The organism is Coleofasciculus sp. B1-GNL1-01 (assembly GCF_040220235.1).
GTDB lineage: Bacteria > Cyanobacteriota > Cyanobacteriia > Cyanobacteriales > Coleofasciculaceae > Coleofasciculus.
This window is the reverse complement of record NZ_JAVJTO010000083.1, coordinates 35,614-53,074: the sequence shown is the minus strand read 5'-3', so window position 1 is coordinate 53,074 and position 17,461 is coordinate 35,614. Positions and strand designations below refer to the sequence as shown.

Here is a 17,461-nt window from a genome sequence, read left to right as displayed (position 1 = left end):
AAGCATTGACTCGACCTGCTCAATGACTGCTAGACTCATATCATACATGAGTTTTAAGGCCAATCAGGATGTCTGGAAAGAAAATTTACGATGAGCCAAAACGCAGGTTTACGATGACATTGACCGAAACAGCTATCAAATGGTTAAAGATAAAACGACTGGAGTTGGGCGCTAATAGCCTTAGCGACGTAATAGAACGGATGGCGCGACATTAAAACTTACCCAAAAAGTCAAAATATGGGTAGCTTTGGGCAAGTATTTGGTTACAGTTGCTTACCCCTAGTGCAAGACGGTAGAAATAACGCCAGCAGCTAATATCTCCCCCTGCTCCCCCTGCTCCCTCTGCTTCCCCTGCTCCCCCTGCTCCCCCTGCTTCCCCTGCTCCCCCTGCTCCCCCTGCTTCCCTAGCTATCTTTTATGGGGTTCCTGACAAATAATGCTGTACCGTAAGCTGCTTCTATATGTCTGGGGGGTTGAATGGCAACCTGAAGCTGACGTTCGCGAATCCCTGTCCATGTCGTATTTTTAGCGCCTCCTCCCGCCGTATAGACACAGGTGAGGGGAGTCGCACCGAGTTGTTGTAATAGTTGATAGCCTCGTGCTTCAATACGGGCAATGCTTTCGAGTAAACCGTGGAGAAATTCGACAGGGTTGGCAGGTTGAGGTTCTAATTTGGGAGACAGATCAGGGTCATTGATGGGAAAGCGATCGCCTCTTTTTAATAATGGATAATAATCTAGGGGACTTTCCTGTTCAGGGTTGATTTGATGGCTAAGTTCTTCAAGTTCTCTGTCACTGAAAAATTGTCGCAGTACAGCACCTCCGGTATTCGATGCACCTCCGGTTAACCATAAGTTTCCCAGTCGGTGAGAATAAATTCCGTAACTCGCATCCTCGAGGCGGGTATGACTCAATAGCTTCAAGACTAATGTAGAACCCAGAGAGGTTACTGCTTCACCGGGATGCTTGGCACCACTGGCGAGAAATGCAGCAATACTATCCGTTGTACCCGTACAAACCTGACAGTCTGGGTGTAATCCTAACCGGGAGGCAATTTCTGGAGTGACTTCACCGACTGGTGTTCCCGGAGCCAGGACTTGGGGTAATATTGGTGTGAGTGGAAGTTGTTTCATCCAAGTGGGATACTCTAGGTTTTCTGGGTCGTATCCCAGCTTTAAGGCATTGTGATAGTCGCTAACTCCGAGCTTACCGTGTAATAAAAAGGCTAACCAGTCGGCTTGATGGAGGAAGTAATAATTTTCCAGAGTGCCTGGTGTATGGTGAGTTAACCACAAGAGTTTAGCCAGACTCGAGGTAGCACTGAGAACCACGGAATTAGCCGGAGCAATCTGCTTTAATTGTTCCATCACCTCTATCCCTCGCCCATCATTATAAAGAAGTGGCTCGGTGATTGGAGTCCCTTGGCGATCGCATAGTAGTACAGTTGCCGATGTCCCATCAATGGCGATACGAGTAATATCCTGTCGAATCGATGCCGGAATTTGTTCAATGAGCCGATACAGAGTGTTTTGCCAAATTGCTGTTAATTCAGCCAGAGGCGTCGCCGCAAACCCACATTGCGCTTCGGCTTGAACTGCACCTGTGGCGTCAATCACAATCGCTCGTGCGCCAGACGTACCGAAATCGATCCCCAGGTAAAGGATTCTAGAATCCGCCATAAGCTCTCGATAAATTCTGCTTAAACTAATACTGACATGATTGAACTGTATCCTGTGTTCAAACAATGGGGGCTTTGATTTGATATGAACACAACACCCCAGCAATTGGTTTTCCGGCTCAGTACAGTTGCGATCGCACTTAGCTTTGCTGTCGGATTGAACTCCTGTACATCAAATGTTCAGTCTCAACAACCGCAACCGATCAACATTGATGGTTCGAGTACGGTTTACCCGATTACCCAAGCCGTTGTTCAAGAGTTTAACAACACCACTGAGACTCCCGTAGACGTTTCCGTGGGCTTTTCGGGGACAGGGGGCGGATTTGGAAAGTTTTGCGCTGGGGAAACTGACATTAACAATGCTTCACGCCCCATAAACACGCAGGAAATGGAAGCCTGTAAACAAGCGGGAGTTCCTTATATTGAATTACCCGTTGGCTTTGATGCGATTACGGTAGTCGTTAATCCGGAAAATGATTGGGCTGATAGCATCACTGTGCAAGAGTTGAAAACGATGTGGGAACCAGCGGCGCAACGAAAAATCACCAACTGGAATCAGGTGCGCCAATCGTGGCCCAACCGCCCTCTGAATCTCTATGGTCCTGGCACTGATTCTGGTACGTTTGATTATTTTACAGAAGCGATTGTTGGCAAAGCGGGAGCGAGTCGCAGCGACTATACGGCTAGTGAAGATGACGACATTCTCCAGCAGGCGGTGAGTCAAAATCCCAATGCTTTAGGGTACTTTGGTTTAGCCTACTACGAAACCAATAAAGATGACTTGAAAGCTGTAGCAGTAGAAGATGGGAATGAGCCAGTGCTTCCGTCTCCGAAAACGGTAGAACAGGCTGAATATCAACCCCTTTCCCGCCCCTTATTTATCTATATTAATGCGGACAAAACGCAAAAGAATCCAGCCTTGAGAAAATTCGTTGAGTTTTATTTAGAGCAAGCGCCAGAGGTGGTTCGTTCTGTCGGTTATGTCCCCTTACCAGACGATGGCTATCATTTAATTGAGGTGAAATTTTATAACAGTAAAACCGGAACCGTTTTTGATGGACAATCTGAGTTCAATCTCACCATTGGCGAGTTATTACGCAAACAACCTAAGTTTTAAGGAGTCGGACTTTCATTAAAGTTAAACATGAGGGCAAGGCAACAGGCAACAGGCAACGGGCAACAGTAATAATTTTAGTTTTGCAGAATTTGTAGGGGCGGGTTTCACTATTATCGTTTCTTCCCTCACCCGGATGCAACTAAACCCGCCCCAACTCCATGAGAGAGTTTTGAGTGTTTAAGGTTGAATGCAGGCAATTAACGCTCACTCTCCCTTGTAAGTGAGCTAGATTGAATTCAGTATCTGAATCTCCAATAACCTGATGAAGAAACCATTCCTCCTAAGTGCTGCCTTCTTACTGATTACTGGATGGGGAGTAACGCCGCCTTCTCCCTCTGTCAATGCTCAAACACCCTTGATTGAAACCATTCCTGACTCAGCCGAAAGTGCGACTGAAGCGAAATCAACCATAGTCTTACTTGATCCAGGCGCTCAACCTCGGCAAATTTTGCGGCTTCAACCCGCCGCCAACACCAAGCAAACCACAGTCCTGACGATGAATATGGACATGACAGGGGCGGTGGATGGTCAGGTTATGCCTGATGTCAATATGCCTGCTATGCAGATGATTGTTGAGTCAGAGGTGACTCAGGTTGAGGCGAATGGAGATGCTCATATTAAAGTGACTTACACGGATGTGGATGTAGTCTCGGATACAACCGCGCCGCCGGAACTGATTCAAAACCTGCGATCGCAACTGCAACAACTCCAAGATGTAACCATTGAGTTTGTGATTAATCAGCAGGGAATCACCAAAGATGTGGACGTATCGTTACCGGCGGATCTTGATCCCAACCTCCAACAACTTTTACAGCAAATGTTGAGTTCCTTAGAGCAATTATCAGCCGCACCGTTTCCCCAAGAAGCCGTAGGAGTGGGCGCAACCTGGCAAGTCTCTAGCGCTGTACCTGTTTCCGGGTTGCCATTGGATCAGGTTCAAGTCTTATATGAGGTGGAAGATATTAAGGAAGATCAGGTGACGCTGAAAATGAGTATGCAACAGCAATCTCAAGAATCGAGCCAAATGAATCTTCCCGGAACGCCTCCCGGTGTGAATTTTAAGATTCAGTCTTTTGCGATGCAAAGCGCGGGCACAATGACCATTGGGTTTGATCAAATCATGCCGCTTCAGGGAATGATGTCTACACTTTCTAACATGGAGTTTCTGGTTACAGAACCGGAAAGTGAGCAAGAAAAGCTGATGCGGATGAGTTCGTCTATGCAAATAGAGATGGATTCTCAATCAGCGGTTTTTCGTGAGAGCCTTCCATGAAAGCGATTACCACAACTCCTAGCAAGATCCCCGGCTTCTTCAAGAAGTCGGGGATATGTAGAATAAAACAGAATGGTTTAGTTTTGATAGAATTTACCCTCGATATGATCTAACTTTTCCTCAATTTCAAAATGGTTGAGTTGTTCCCAGGCATCCGCGATCGCCAGAATTTCGCCAATGACGGAATGGGCATTTTGGGAGGGTAAAATATCAGACATTTGCCAAATGCCTTGATCGAGAACCGTATCCTCTAACGTGAGGATGTTGTGTTCAAGTTCTCTTCTAGCATCTTGGAGTAATTGACTGAGCCGTTTGGCATTGCGTTTTTTGGCTTTGAGTTGTTGACGAGTAAGTAACATAGTGATTTAGAAGGAGTCGTAATCGACTACTGATAAGGGATTAAACTGCCACTAAAATGGGGTCAGTATTTATTTATGATTTTCTTAGCCTGTGTCAGCCGATCAGGATAATTTCTGGGGAAACTGGGGGAGATGAGGGAGATTAACTTTCATTTTTCCCACCTACTTATACCAAGTTGCATTCCAAGATATAACTTTCCCTCCCCCTGCTTCCCCTGCTTCCACTGCTTCCACTGCTTTTCCTCTCTACTATGTTTGAGCGCAACTCGGTATTAGTATTGGGTGGCAGTCTTGATATCATAGAGTTGGAAATCGGTTTAATCTAAAACATTGACAAAATAAACAATGTGTGTTAATACCTCTAAGCAGGTACATCAGTTCAAGGCATCCTGCTCAAAAACAAAATGCGGCGGATTATTTCCCTATAAAAGCGATAATTTCACAATTCATTATTTAGATTAATGCCAGGGTTATTGAGTTTAGATAGAATTGTTAAAAATTTAGAAACCCACGACAATTCAACGCGGATAAAAAAGTTAATGGTTTATACCTGCCAGAGTCAGTGGGAAAGCGAGTTGTCAATTCTGAATCAGTATAAGTTCTCTGATTTAATCCAACAACTTCGCGCCTCCCATTTCAGTCTGGAACAGCTTCGTTCAACGCTTTATAGCTTTGCGGAAACGTTGAACCGCCAAGCTGAATATTTAGTCGTGGCTGATACGATTATTCATCAATTAGAACCCCTCTATGACGAACCGGAAGAGTTAACTCAAGTCGTCGCGGTTAAATCCCCGCCTAAAGCGGCGACTCAACCCCCATGGATTGTCTTAGAAACGGTTAGTGAACTGGAAGAAGACAGTAATATCCTGCGAATCAAAAAACTGATGCTTTATGTCGGTAAAAATCACTGGGAAACCGACTCGCAGATTCTCAACCAATTAAATTTGGCGGATTTAATTCAAGACTTAAGAGAATCTTACCCTAGCATCAAGCAACTCAGTGCAGCACTCAAGCAACAAGTGCAAACCCTTAACCGACAGGCAGACTATATTGTTGTGGCAAAAACGATTCTCAAGGTGCTGCAAAAACTCTATGATGATGATTCAGAAATCACCAGTGTTAAATCGGCTAAAGCCGCGCGATCGCAGCCGCCAGCACCACCACCGACAAGGTTACCTCCACCGACCAATCGAGGGAACAGAAATACCCAAAGACGGGGAGACAAAAACAAGCAAAGCGAATTTATTCATCAGCAATCATCAGGGGTTAAAGGTCAAGAATTTGGACAAAATTTAACTCAGGATTCCCCGTCACAGCCCTGCCCGTATGATCCGTTTGATTTACGCTTAAATGTAATGAAATATACGACACCATTGCGGGCAAAGTTATTAATTTTTTCGGTACTTTATCATCCGATTAAGAAAACGCAACATGATTGGTTATTGATGAAAGCCAAGCCCCTAGACGATTTGTTATTTGAATTGTTCTCAACTTGTTCCACACTTGAGGAACTCGAAACCAAGCTTTACCAGACAGCAGAAGCTCTGGAAGACGCCGAGGAAAACACTCAAGCCGCTGGCGCGATCGCACAATCAATGAAACGATTCTATGAACGTTAAAGAACTCCTACACCGCTATGAAGCGGGAGAAACAAAATTTACTGGCGTCAGCCTCAGTGGTGTCAATTTGTTTGGCGCGGACTTAATTGGCATTGTTCTCAATGGGGCTGATTTACATGGCGCGACGTTAATTTTTGCTTACCTGAGTCGCGCTAATTTGCGGAAAGCTAATTTAGTGGGGACACGGTTAAGTGGCGCAAATTTAAATCAGGCGTGGCTGAGTGGGGTTAATTTAAATAATGCCGACTTACATGGGGCGAGTTTACAAAGTGCTGACTTAAGAAGCGCCAATTTGACATTAGCTAGTTTGCTTGATGCTAACTTAATGGATGCTGATTTGCGGGGGGCTAATTTAAGTGGGGCGGATTTAACGGGGGCGTGTTTGCGCGGGGCGAATTTGCGAGAAGAAAAGCGGATGTATACCGCCAAGCTACGGGGCGCCATCTTGCAGAAGGTAGATTTACAAGGGGCAGATTTACGCGGGGCAGATTTATTGAAAGTGAACTTAAGGGGTGCCAATTTAAGGGAAACGAATTTGCGGGAAGCGGATTTGCGCGGGGCTGATTTGAGTGGCGCTAATTTGAGTTCGGCATTTTTGACCGAAGTGAATTTGATGGGGGCGAATTTGCGCGGCGCTATTCTAAAGAATGTCAAATTGGAACGGGCAATTTTAAGTGAGGCAGATTTAACCGACGTGAATTTACAGGGGGCTGTAATGCCTGATGTACGGTTAAGTAAAGCTCAAGTGAGTCGGGGAAATCTGAGTTTGGCGCGATTGAATCGGGCGGATTTGAGTCGGACAAATTTACGGGAAGCGAATTTGAGTGAGTCGGATTTAATTGAGGCATATTTGGCAAGAACAAACCTGATGGGGGCGAATTTGAGCAATGCTAATCTGACACGGGCAGAATTGAGTACCACGAATTTAATGGGGGCAAATTTGCAGGGGGCAACCATGCCTGATGGTAGAATTCATGACACAGATTGATACAGGGAAAAGGAAGAAAATTTAAGCCCTGAACTAAAGTTCGGGCTAAAAGCTTAAGTCAGCTAAAGCTGACTGGATACGGATTTTAATCCACCAAGCTTGGACTTGAGCGACTCGCTGTGAAACTAAGCTAGGTTTGGAGTTGCGCTGTCTTCGCTATAAATATAGCGGTACTAAGACAGGGCGATCGCACTCTTGGCAATAACGACTATTCACGACATACCACTTTGTCCTTTCTGTATCCTTCGGTACTGACATTTCCTTAGCTTGACTCAATGTCGTTTCGGCTAAATTTGTCAAGTTCTGATAATTAAAACTATTTTTTTCCCCATAAAGGTTTAAATTTTTCAATCAGGTTCACATCGCAACAAAACGTCATAATTGCTCAATTTTTACCTCTGTTCCGAAATAATCTACGAATTTTCAGGGGTTACGGCGATTGTGAGGTGATTGTGGGATTTTCAGGTATACTATCTATTGTGGGTATTTTGTAAGCAAAACTAATCTAAACGCCGCTAAACCCTTGGATTTTTCGTGGAACTTTGTATAATTTATGGTTTGCGCTTTATACTCAATGCCCCCTTGAACGCATGTATTTTGTTAAAGTTACGATAAAAATTATGACTAAGCCTTGACAAAAACACAGATTACACAGAAGGGATGGCTGTTTCGAGAACACAGAATAGTGAAGGACACAGATTGACACAGAAAACTCAATAATCTCCCCAACCATCGAATCATCTTCTCATCCTTTGCCAGCGAGAATTAACCTGTCTGTGTAATCAGTGCGACTAACCTCTCACCCCCCACCTCTATCGTTCCTACTAATCAGAGAAATCAGTGTTCTTAACCCTAACCGTAAATTTGGATAGTTATGGCACAAGTCATTCAAGCCAGCGAACTAACCTTACACGATGTCAAAGCCAAGTTTAACCTTCAGCGAGTGGAGGATGAACAGTTCTTTCCAGAATGGCAGGATGATTTACCCCAAGCCACTGATGCTGAAAAGCAATGGCTTGATCGGGTTAAGGCGAATTTTCTCTATTTGGCAGAGTATCACATGCATGAAGAGATTGTGAAAATGGTGGTACTGTCTCCATTGCTATCCCTCGCTAACTTTTATAGCTATCCGTTTCGTCCTGTGGCAGAAAAGCCAGTGGAAATTGTGTTTGAGGATGAGGCAGAAACCCTCAGGGGAAGGATTGATGTGCTGGTTTTACATCAAAACTTATGGGTTACAGTTATTGAGGCGAAGCGTAAGCAGCTTAATGTTTTAGAGGGAATTCCCCAAGCGTTGTTCTATATGATGAATCGTCCGACTATCAGGGAACCTCTATTTGGGTTGATTACCAATGGCAGTGAATTTGTGTATCTCAAACTCATGCAGCCAGACTCGCCGCGATATGGTTTGTCCCGGCTTTTCTCGCTGATTAATCCCGGAAATGATTTATATACGGTGTTAGGTGTCTTGAAGCGATTGGGGGAAGTTGTGAACAGTACTAAGCTGTAAGATGGTAAAACAAGGTTCTAGGGTCGTGCGATCGCACCTGATTCCACCAAATCCGGGTTAGCTACCCCGGTTATAACCTAGTCCTTACCTTGCGGACGAAAGTTTATGTAGCAGCGATTTCAATCGCCTCCTCTTGCTTATTGACAATAAATGTCATCACACAGATTTCTATCACTCTCACTGACATTGGGATTAGTCTTTAAATAATCCCGCAACCAATTACAACCCTGTCTGAGTAAATCATCTAGCGCTAACTTCCAAGTCATCACCTTTACCGTTCCATCACGGCTAGCAGAGGCAATGGTTTGACCATCGGGACTGAAACTAACACTGTAAACCCAATTACCATGTCCTTGAAACGTTTGTAGTTCGATACCATCTATCCGCCAGAATTTTACCGTACCATCACCACTGGCTGAAGCAACGGTTTGACCATCGGGGCTAAAGCTGACACTATTCACCCAATTGCCATGTCCCTGAAACGTGTGCATCAGTGTACCATCTAAACGCCAGAGTTTCACAGTGCCATCCCCGTTTGCCGAAGCAATGATTTGACCATTTGGACTGAAACTAGCGCTATTCACCCAATTGCCCTGGCGTTCAAACTCTTGCACAATTGTGCCATCAGTACGCCACCGTTTCATCGTCCCGTCACGACTGGCGGAGACAAGGGTTTGACCATTCGGACTAAAGCTGACGCTATTGACGCCACCACTATGCCCTGCAAAGATTTGCATCACTGTGCCATCTCGACGCCAAACTTGGACGGTACAATCGGTACTAGCTGAGGCAAGGGTTTGACCATCCGGGCTAAAACTAACACTCTTAACCAAACCACTATGTCCTTTAAACGTTTGAACCACTCTGCCATCTAAACCCCAGAGTTTTACTGTACCATCATGACTCGCCGAAGCCAGCATCTGACCATCGGGACTGAAACTGATGCTACTCACCCAATCCCTGTGTCCGGCAAAAGTTTGTACGTCTGTGTCATGGAAATGTCGGAGTTTTACCGTGCCATCACCGCTAGCTGAGGCAATCCTCTGACCATCAGGACTGAAACTAACACTATTGACGCCATCGCTATGGTCGTGAAATGTTTGGACAACAGTGCTATTGGTGCGCCAAAGTTTTACTGTACCATCCGTACTAGCTGAAGCAAGGGTGCGATTATCGGGACTAAAACTGATACTCCACAGCCAACTGCTATACCCTTGAAAGGTTTGCACAATTGTACCATCAAGACGCCAGAGTTTCACGGTGCCATCACTGCTGGCTGAGGTGAGTATTTGACCATCGGGACTAAAATTGACGCTATAAACCCCATCACTATGTTCCTGGAACGTTTGCACCGTCGTGCCATCTAAACGCCACACGTTAACAGTACGGTCATGACTAGCTGAGGCAATTAGTTGACCATCGGGACTGAAACTAATGCTATTAATCCCACCGTTGTGTTTTTTAACGGTTTGAATCACGCTGCCATCTAAACGCCAAAGTTTTACGGTGCGGTCATGACTGGTTGAGGCAATCAGTTGACCATCGGGACTGAACGTGACGCTATTGACCCAATCCCGATGCCCTTTTAAGGTGTGGATAAGTTTACCATCTATGCCCCATAATTTTACTGTCCCGTCACCACTGGCTGAGGCAATAATTTGACCATCGGGACTAAAGGTAACACTCCTCACCCAATCCCGATGCCCCTCAAACGTGTGCAAAATTGTACCATCAAGACGCCAAAGTTTGACGGTTCCATCCGTACTGGCTGAGGCAAGGGTTTGACCATCGGGACTAAAACTGACACTCCTCACCATACCGCGATGTCCCTCAAACGTGTGCAGAATTGTGCCATCAAGACGCCAAAGTTTTACGGTTCCATCCGTACTAGCTGAAGCAAGGGTTTGACCATCGGGACTAAACCTGACACTCCAAACCCCACCGCTATGTCCCTGGAAGCGATTACATTCTTTCATTGAGTAGATGACTTGCCAAAGTGTACACAAGGTTCGCGTTTTTATCGTCGCTGGCGCATTGATATACTTTAGCTTTTGACCTGCCTTAACGCTGGTGACTAATGCCCCCAGTTGGTCATGACACAGAAACATGGCTTGAGCTAACGAACTTAGGGTTTCAATTTCGGCAATTTCTGTCCGCCTACGCGCCTGTTGTTCGTGAGTTAATGCCTCTTCTTTCTCTTTCAGTGCCTGTCTGAGTTGGGCTTCGGTTAATTTCTGCTTCTCTTTTGCCTCGGCTAATTCGGCTAATAAGCCGGGGGCTTGCTTCTGGCGAATGAAGTCAACTAAATAATCGTGAAATAACTGATAACGATTGACGGGGTAATCGGGGACTAAAAAGACTATCCCTGAACCAACTAAAATATGCAGAACCAAATTTAATTGCTGCCTTGCGGCTGGAAATCCCCAGGCGTCTAAATCGGCTGCCAACTCAGCACGGGTTTTGAGGGGGCGTGTTCCATTTTCATAGGTAAGTAAATACAAAATCAGTCGGGCAAGTTGTTCATTCTTTGCCCCACAATCGACAACCACTTCTTCTAGAAAACGCTGGGCTAGGGTTTCTTTGGGATGATCCAAAAGTTGGCGATATTGATGTAACTTTGTGATGTTATAGGTTTGCAGTTGCGCCCCCACCACCTGCAACTCAATCGGACGAACTTTCCCTACATCACCGGCTAAATCCTGGACAACTTCATCGATGAGTGCTGGCTCTAAATAAAACTGCGATCGCTCGGTTAAGTCCTGAATCACAGATTTTGCCCGTTCCGGTGAAAAGTCGCCGAGGTAATAGCGAATCGTTTTATCCAGAATATTCTGATGAAACGCCTCTAAATTCGCTAGCCGTTCAAATTCTAAAAGATAGTGTAAATAATCTTCCCGTAACGCTATGATAATTTTCAGATAGGGAATACTTAAACAACATTCTAGGAACTGATAAAACTCACGGCGAGTACTTATATGACTACAATTAAAGAAAAATTCTTCAAATTGGTCAAGAATTAACACCGTCAGCAGATGGCGATCGCCATTTTTTCTCAAGGTTTCCAGAATCCCATCAAGTCTCTTAACCGATTCTCCGGCTTTCCGGGAAAAAGAACGGCTTTCATCGGATAAATCAAGGGCTTCAATTCCCCTTTCCTTTAATGCATCTGCTAACTTAATCTCCAATTCGTTGACCCAATTAGTATAAACTCGCAGCGTCACAGGTAACGCATAGCGATCGCCAACAGGATGCTGTTTCAAATCGGGGACTAATCCTGCCGATAAGAGGGAACTTTTACCTACCCCTGATTGACCATGAATGACCGTTAATTTATGGCAGGGTTCACTCAGCCTTGTCCTTAACGCTTGAATATCTTGACCCCGCCCCGATGCTGTAATTCGGTCTTGGGTTCTGACTTGGGGATAAATGGAATCAATAGAGGAATTAATCACTCGTTTGATCGGCTTTAAACGTCCAGCGCCGACAAAGGGGCGGAACCCATATTGCGCTTCAATCGAACGTTGCTCTAATTTGAGGGCAAATGATTTCAGATACTCATCCCGTTCAAAGTAGAGTCCGCGTAATTCTTTTAAGATATCGATATAAAGTTGAGGATCATAGTCAGGTAGACTCTGGTTTTTAGCCGTCTCTAAATTTTGAATCGCTTCAGCCGTCTGATCGAGATGACGTTGGGCTTTTGCCAGTAGTAATAAATATAAACTTTGATAGTGTTGCCATGCCCAAGCCCAATGGGTGTGATTATGCTGGGAGGCTAAGTCAACTACAGACTGCTGATTATTCTTGTGTCGGGCTGATTCAGCATACCGTTTGGCATCACTCCAAGCGCCTCTGGCTAGGGCGACTTCAGCTAAAAGGGCATCAGCATAGCCGGCATACAGATGAGTGCTGTCTAAATACGTTTGATGCAGATTAACGGCAGTTTGAGCCACCTCTTCTAATTCCTGCCACTCCTGCAACCGAATTAACACTTCTCCCCAGGGATTAATAAACCGGGCGGCTAAATCCGGACGATTCCCCTGTTGAAACACACGCACACAGCGCTGAAAATAGTCCTTTGCCCGATAACACGATCGCCAATAGTCAGCTCGATGCAAAACCGCATAACACCGCCACCATAACCCCAGATAAAATAACAAACAGCCTTGCTGTTCCGGGTAATCCCCCTGTTGCCAAAATGCCAGACTTTGCTGATAATACTGGCGGGCTTTTTCCATGTCCTGATTAGCCTGAGCATCTCTACCCAGGAGAAAGTGCAGTTTTGCTTCGAGTTCTGGTGTTAAGGGTTCGCCCCGACGGTGCAAATCATTCAGCGCCGATTCTAATTCAGAACAACGACGGGAACCCACGGCGATCGTAAACACCGCGTTATCCAGAAACCGACCGACCCCAGCCTTTAACACCTCAGTAAAGATTGTATCAGCCGTTTGCTGAATTCTATCGATTAAATCTTGGGTCGCGATCGCAAAATCGACTTGGGTTGCCCAACTTTCAAAATCGGGGACTAACCGAATTAGTTTTCGCAGCAGGTTATCGGTTACCCACAGGATTAAGGGAAAGGGCAATTTGCGAAACTCTTCCCGGATTTGGTTGGTAGCGGTTAGCAGTTGATCCAGATCGGTTATAGAGTCTAAACCGAATACAATCAGAGCATTAGGTGATTGCTTATCAGTTGCAGGCGAGATCCCCGACTTCTTAAAGGAGTTGGGACTCTGAACCGCTGATTTTGAAGAGGAAATATGTTCAATAATGGTTGAGTAAAGTCGGGTAACAGAGGGCTGGAGAATTAGTGTTTGAATATCAAGAGGACATTGTTCTTGCAACTGCTGTGTGATCTGCTTTTGCCAGGTGAAATAATTACAACGCGCTAGAATGAGTGAAAACTCACCTTGAGACAATTGGATGGCACGGATCAGCGTTTTTAAGGATTGTTCGTTGTCATTCGTCATTTGTCATTCGTCTTATGTCTTATGTCTTATGTCTTATGTCATTCGTCATTCGTCTTATGTCATTCCCGCCCCTACAATTGAAAACCATGTCCTGGAGGTAAGCGATCGGCTAAGATAGGATTAATGTCAAACCAACACCCTTGCTGATCCCGATATTCAAAGACAAACAAACTCCGCAAAAGAACTTGATATCCATCCTCACCTCTGACGGTTTTGTTTTGTTCGACTTGTTCCAGTAATTCCCACTCATCGGGGGTAATTGCCAAGCATAAATCATTCCGCCGCTGACAAATTACATTGCCTAAACAATTCTGACTGATAGGGGGGTCATCTTTTTGGATACAGCAAAACAATAAAACCAGCACGTTTCGCACATGACCCCCACTGACTAAACAGAGACGATCTAGGGTTTCCGAAGAATCAAATACGTCTGCAATCAAACGCAATCGCTGTTGAGGTTCAACCCCTGGAAATGCCCTCGCTAATACCATCTGTCGCAGCAATGCCATTCCCTCCTGGCAAATAGTATTATCCCGCTGCTTCACCCGCACCATCGGCAATATTTTCGGCTCAACGCCAAAACGATTCGTTAATCGTCCTAAGGCATTGGAAAAGGCTAAAACCAGGGGAATGGTATAGACAACATGACAGTTTAATTGATTCAACTGTTCGCCTCGGTCTACAAATAAATATTCCGGTTGCAGTTGTCCTCCCGGCTTTTGTTTATTATCGATGCGGTCAAGATTATCGACAATGACGACTAATCCTTGTTTCCCCTGCTGCTTTAACTGCTGGATAGCGGGTTCAATTAACTCCTTGTTAATCGCGTCTAAAATACCATTAACTCGTGGTTCTAAATGTTGTCGCAATAAAGAACGCACTTCTGGACTATTCTTCGCTTGAGCGGTAATTTCACCAATACCCAACGCCAAGGAAAACTCGCCCTCTTTTTTAGTTGTCATCCCTAAATTTCCCACCTTAGGGATTTTTACGTTTACCCCCTTGACTTCCGCTTGCAAAATCTGAGTTGCACCTTGGAGTAACTGTTGAAAACGGGTAGGCTGGACATTGAGGTGACTGGCTTCGAGACTGTTACTCACCTGACGTGCGATCGCGAGTAGAATATCACTAATATCCACATCTGCCATATCCAAGTCCTGGGAGGACTCAAAGTAGACGACATGAAATCCTTGCTGTTCGAGTTCGGTTTTCAGGCGCAGTAATTCCGTGGATTTGCCACAGCCAATATGTCCGGTAAACAGTTGACAGGTTGGTTCATCGGGAGATAATCGGCTAATCGTGCGTCCCAGTTCCTTGATGATATTATTTCCTCGCACGGAAGAAAAATCAATATAATACTGTCGATCCTCAGACTGACTTAGATCGAGGGTTTTGCTAGGGTTGGATGCTCGGTAAAATTTGGCTAAATTCAGTGTCATGGTTTGCCTGACTCTCCAGCCTATTCCTAGTGTTGACTCTGTTTGTTCTAGCCCTGAGTAATTGTCTTCACTGAAGTGTAGCACTACAATCTGTCAGTTGCTGGGCAATACCAGAATCAGGCGGTAAAGATGGAGTCGGCTAGGTCTGGCGGCTGTTTTGACTATTGGGATGAAAATGGGCAAAAAAATGGGTGATGTTGAAGGATAAGAGGGGCGATCGCACAACTCACTAGACGACTACATCAGAGTGCGATCGCGCCAAATCCATTCGCTCAAATTGGGTGGCTCTTGCCTCAATTCTCTGGCGCAAAACGACATGACATTTTGTTTGTCTGATGGGAACAACTTTGATATGACGGGTGGATAATTGCATTCCCATTCCCTTTTGAGCCGGGAAATATGCATGAAACGACTTTTTTGTCAAATCTGCCTCTGCATGAGTCGATCAAATTGGGTAATGGAACATGATTGTAGTATTTCAATTTTTCCGGCGCTAGGGAGAACCCAATAACGCAGTATCAAGGCGTTTCAGGAATAGTTAGTTAAAAATGGTCACAAAAATAACCCAATACAGTATAACAGTAACGTTATACTACATCCTCAAACCCAGGTCAAATCAGGATTTACCCCGGGCATTTTCTGCCCGCCCGAACTCCGCTTATCTTTAGACTATTAAAACGTAAACGTCAAACCTAAAAGTTTTACTTATATAAATGGGGTTCGTCTGGAAGCTGGGGGAGATGTTAGCGGCTCAATTATTTCTGCCTTCTTGCACTAGGAATCGGTAATCACCTGTTCAATAATACTAACGGAGACTATTTGATAATCTTGATTATCTGTAGGAAGGTTGCTAGGAAGGTGATAGAAGACGTTAACCGAGCCGCGACTATTGTAGCCGATCATCTCTGCGGTGCTATTTCTGACCCGATTATTCGCCTGGAACCGAGAGAATTGGGTAATGTTTGGGTGGAGAGGATTGAGGAAATTTTAGCTAGAGCCGTCTCAAGAAATAGTGAGGCGATCGCGAATCCCCATCATAGCTGATACAGGGGTGATGAAATTTTTCCCTGAAGCGTTTCGCTTTAATCAGGATAGAGGAAAACTATTAGCATTGAAATTATTGAGTTTTAGGAATCGGATTAAGAAAACAGCTTGGAATTATAGAGAACATCAAGAATACCGCTCTTAAAATTATCGGCAGGTTCATTTTCCGAAATGGTGAGTAATTTGGGTTGACCTTGCTTCAGTTCAATCATGCTGATTTTACAGCCTTCTTCCTGTAAATCCTCGATATATCCGGATTGGTAAAGTTTGGCTTGCTTGCCACTGCCAAACGGTCCAAAGTAGTAGGTATAGTGGGGATGATCTGTGACGATTTTCAACCACCACGCTAAACCTAAGCGTTCTAAGGAAGCAAGAAACGTATTTTGATATTTTTTCCAAAAGCCAGTCATCTTTTTTGGTAAGTCCGTTGCTGGAGCTGTTGACACCCTGTTCATTAGGGATGGCATTTCTCAATCTTGCCATCTCTACGCTAGAGGATTTGGGCTTCCAGAGCTTAAGATTATCAATGTCAGTGAGGCAATTTCTTCTATCTAAAGAATGAACATTAAGTTAAGTTAGCCTGTAATGCTAAATACAGAACTATTTTGGGCATCAAGGAAGAATCCCGCCCCCAGTCAGTGATTCTGGTAGCACGGGATACCTTTTACCTGAAGTGGCGCGATCGATCGCACGCCCAATAGAACCAATTAATTAGCTGGGTTTATTTCTGGGATCGATAGCCGCTAACAGATCAGCCAGTTCACTGGCGTGATCTTCTTCATCTTCCAGAATGCTTTCCACAATATGACGAGTTGTGGGATCAGCATGACCAAAAAAGCCAACTAACTTGCGGTAAACTTCAATCGCAATCCGCTCGGCGACTAAATCCTCTTTGATCAATTGAGTCAACTCAATATTGGCACCCGTGCTACCATACTCCGTAGATGAGCGCTCCATGATTGTCGCCGGATTAAAATCGGGATCACCCCCAAGCTGATCAATCCGCTCGGCGAGCATCATCGTATGTTCTTGTTCTTGCTCGGCATGTTCTGCAAACTCCGCCGCAACTTGAGGATAATTAATTCCCTTAGCAATAACCTGATGGTGACGGTAGCGCATTACACATAAAATTTCCGTGGCTAGCGCTTCGTTGAGAAACTGACAAGCTTGTTCGCGGTCTAGGGGATAATCTTCAGTAACGGCTCCCTCTTCAATAGACTGACGCGCCTGCTGGCGGATCTTGTCGATATCATAAAGTTTATTTTTTGTTTGTGTAGCTGTCATACGTGTTCATCCTTCTCATTATCAATTCAGGGATACTCACCGATTCACCAACCATAAGTCATTGGCTCTCGGCGTTAATTGAGTAACCCAAATCTTTATTACTGAACTTAACTGTAAACAAAGAGCCGAAAAAGTGCTTCTGTCGCAGGAGAGAACTAGGATTTCTAACTTCCGAACTATTCG

The 17,461-nt window shown here is 44.9% G+C and carries 15 protein-coding genes; 7 read left to right on the top strand and 8 right to left on the bottom strand.

Going from position 1 to position 17,461, the window contains the following annotated elements; genetic code table 11:
• Positions 1-68 precede the first annotated feature (68 nt).
• Positions 69-215 (top strand): hypothetical protein, encoded by a 147-nt coding sequence (locus tag RID53_RS20735; RefSeq protein WP_446389892.1) that lies wholly within the window; start codon positions 69-71, stop codon positions 213-215.
• 189 nt (positions 216-404) lie between these two features.
• Here the strand turns inward: RID53_RS20735 and RID53_RS20730 are convergent, their stop codons facing one another.
• Positions 405-1,679: an FGGY-family carbohydrate kinase gene (locus tag RID53_RS20730; RefSeq protein ID WP_446389891.1), complete on the bottom strand. Its 1,275-nt coding sequence runs from the start codon at positions 1,677-1,679 to the stop codon at positions 405-407.
• An 84-nt stretch (positions 1,680-1,763) separates the two neighbouring features.
• Between RID53_RS20730 and RID53_RS20725 the strand changes: the two genes are divergently transcribed.
• Together RID53_RS20725 and RID53_RS20720 are read left to right on the top strand one after the other, a co-directional pair.
• On the top strand, positions 1,764-2,795 hold the full coding sequence (locus RID53_RS20725; protein ID WP_446389890.1) for a PstS family phosphate ABC transporter substrate-binding protein: 1,032 nt from the start codon (positions 1,764-1,766) through the stop codon (positions 2,793-2,795).
• 262 nt (positions 2,796-3,057) lie between these two features.
• On the top strand, positions 3,058-4,068 hold the full coding sequence (locus RID53_RS20720; protein WP_446389889.1) for a hypothetical protein: 1,011 nt from the start codon (positions 3,058-3,060) through the stop codon (positions 4,066-4,068).
• 77 nt (positions 4,069-4,145) lie between these two features.
• Here the strand turns inward: RID53_RS20720 and RID53_RS20715 are convergent, their stop codons facing one another.
• Complete coding sequence (locus RID53_RS20715; protein ID WP_446389888.1) at positions 4,146-4,427, bottom strand: hypothetical protein; 282 nt, start codon at positions 4,425-4,427, stop codon at positions 4,146-4,148.
• 461 nt (positions 4,428-4,888) lie between these two features.
• Between RID53_RS20715 and RID53_RS20710 the strand changes: the two genes are divergently transcribed.
• Both RID53_RS20710 and RID53_RS20705 read left to right on the top strand, forming a co-directional pair.
• Positions 4,889-6,046 carry a hypothetical protein gene (locus RID53_RS20710; RefSeq protein ID WP_446389887.1) on the top strand — a complete coding sequence of 386 codons (1,158 nt, stop codon included), beginning with the start codon at positions 4,889-4,891 and terminating at the stop codon, positions 6,044-6,046.
• A complete protein-coding gene (locus RID53_RS20705) occupies positions 6,036-7,034 on the top strand; it encodes a pentapeptide repeat-containing protein (RefSeq protein ID WP_446389886.1) in 999 nt (332 codons plus the stop codon). The genes RID53_RS20710 and RID53_RS20705 overlap by 11 nt, the downstream gene beginning before the upstream one ends.
• A 156-nt stretch (positions 7,035-7,190) precedes the next feature.
• On the opposite strand, the gene RID53_RS20700 is transcribed toward RID53_RS20705, so the two are convergent.
• Positions 7,191-7,385 carry a hypothetical protein gene (locus RID53_RS20700; protein ID WP_446389885.1) on the bottom strand — a complete coding sequence of 65 codons (195 nt, stop codon included), beginning with the start codon at positions 7,383-7,385 and terminating at the stop codon, positions 7,191-7,193.
• 523 nt (positions 7,386-7,908) lie between these two features.
• Here RID53_RS20700 and RID53_RS20695 point away from each other — a divergent pair.
• Complete coding sequence (locus RID53_RS20695; RefSeq protein WP_446389884.1) at positions 7,909-8,544, top strand: type I restriction endonuclease; 636 nt, start codon at positions 7,909-7,911, stop codon at positions 8,542-8,544.
• Positions 8,545-8,681: 137 nt separating this feature from the next.
• On the opposite strand, the gene RID53_RS20690 is transcribed toward RID53_RS20695, so the two are convergent.
• The 3 genes from RID53_RS20690 to RID53_RS20680 form a co-directional block, all read right to left on the bottom strand.
• Positions 8,682-13,511 (bottom strand): WD40 domain-containing protein, encoded by a 4,830-nt coding sequence (locus RID53_RS20690; RefSeq protein ID WP_446389883.1) that lies wholly within the window; start codon positions 13,509-13,511, stop codon positions 8,682-8,684.
• A 71-nt stretch (positions 13,512-13,582) separates the two neighbouring features.
• A complete protein-coding gene (locus tag RID53_RS20685; RefSeq protein ID WP_446389882.1) occupies positions 13,583-14,950 on the bottom strand; it encodes an ATP-binding protein in 1,368 nt (455 codons plus the stop codon).
• Between the two features lie 229 nt (positions 14,951-15,179).
• A complete protein-coding gene (locus RID53_RS20680; protein WP_446389881.1) occupies positions 15,180-15,323 on the bottom strand; it encodes a hypothetical protein in 144 nt (47 codons plus the stop codon).
• Between the two features lie 485 nt (positions 15,324-15,808).
• On the opposite strand from RID53_RS20680, the gene RID53_RS20675 reads away from it, so the two are divergent.
• Entirely contained in the window at positions 15,809-15,994 is a 186-nt protein-coding gene (locus RID53_RS20675; protein ID WP_446389880.1) for a XamI family restriction endonuclease, read from the top strand.
• 95 nt (positions 15,995-16,089) lie between these two features.
• Here RID53_RS20675 and RID53_RS20670 read toward each other — a convergent pair whose 3' ends face one another.
• Positions 16,090-16,404 (bottom strand): DUF1816 domain-containing protein, encoded by a 315-nt coding sequence (locus tag RID53_RS20670; RefSeq protein ID WP_446389879.1) that lies wholly within the window; start codon positions 16,402-16,404, stop codon positions 16,090-16,092.
• A 301-nt stretch (positions 16,405-16,705) separates the two neighbouring features.
• Positions 16,706-17,278, bottom strand: coding sequence for a ferritin-like domain-containing protein (locus RID53_RS20665; RefSeq protein ID WP_446389878.1), 573 nt, complete (start codon positions 17,276-17,278; stop codon positions 16,706-16,708).
• Positions 17,279-17,461 lie beyond the last annotated feature (183 nt).

What these genes read in the sequence shown, in the direction of transcription:
- RID53_RS20735 (WP_446389892.1), top strand. Translation starts at nt 69, where the DNA reads ATGTCTGGAAAGAAAATTTACGATGAGCCAAAACGCAGGTTTACGATG.
- RID53_RS20730 (WP_446389891.1), bottom strand. Translation starts at nt 1,679, where the DNA reads ATGGCGGATTCTAGAATCCTTTACCTGGGGATCGATTTCGGTACGTCT.
- RID53_RS20725 (WP_446389890.1), top strand. Translation starts at nt 1,764, where the DNA reads ATGAACACAACACCCCAGCAATTGGTTTTCCGGCTCAGTACAGTTGCG.
- RID53_RS20720 (WP_446389889.1), top strand. Translation starts at nt 3,058, where the DNA reads ATGAAGAAACCATTCCTCCTAAGTGCTGCCTTCTTACTGATTACTGGA.
- RID53_RS20715 (WP_446389888.1), bottom strand. Translation starts at nt 4,427, where the DNA reads ATGTTACTTACTCGTCAACAACTCAAAGCCAAAAAACGCAATGCCAAA.
- RID53_RS20710 (WP_446389887.1), top strand. Translation starts at nt 4,889, where the DNA reads ATGCCAGGGTTATTGAGTTTAGATAGAATTGTTAAAAATTTAGAAACC.
- RID53_RS20705 (WP_446389886.1), top strand. Translation starts at nt 6,036, where the DNA reads ATGAACGTTAAAGAACTCCTACACCGCTATGAAGCGGGAGAAACAAAA.
- RID53_RS20695 (WP_446389884.1), top strand. Translation starts at nt 7,909, where the DNA reads ATGGCACAAGTCATTCAAGCCAGCGAACTAACCTTACACGATGTCAAA.
- RID53_RS20690 (WP_446389883.1), bottom strand. Translation starts at nt 13,511, where the DNA reads ATGACGAATGACAACGAACAATCCTTAAAAACGCTGATCCGTGCCATC.
- RID53_RS20685 (WP_446389882.1), bottom strand. Translation starts at nt 14,950, where the DNA reads ATGACACTGAATTTAGCCAAATTTTACCGAGCATCCAACCCTAGCAAA.
- RID53_RS20680 (WP_446389881.1), bottom strand. Translation starts at nt 15,323, where the DNA reads ATGCAATTATCCACCCGTCATATCAAAGTTGTTCCCATCAGACAAACA.
- RID53_RS20670 (WP_446389879.1), bottom strand. Translation starts at nt 16,404, where the DNA reads ATGACTGGCTTTTGGAAAAAATATCAAAATACGTTTCTTGCTTCCTTA.
- RID53_RS20665 (WP_446389878.1), bottom strand. Translation starts at nt 17,278, where the DNA reads ATGACAGCTACACAAACAAAAAATAAACTTTATGATATCGACAAGATC.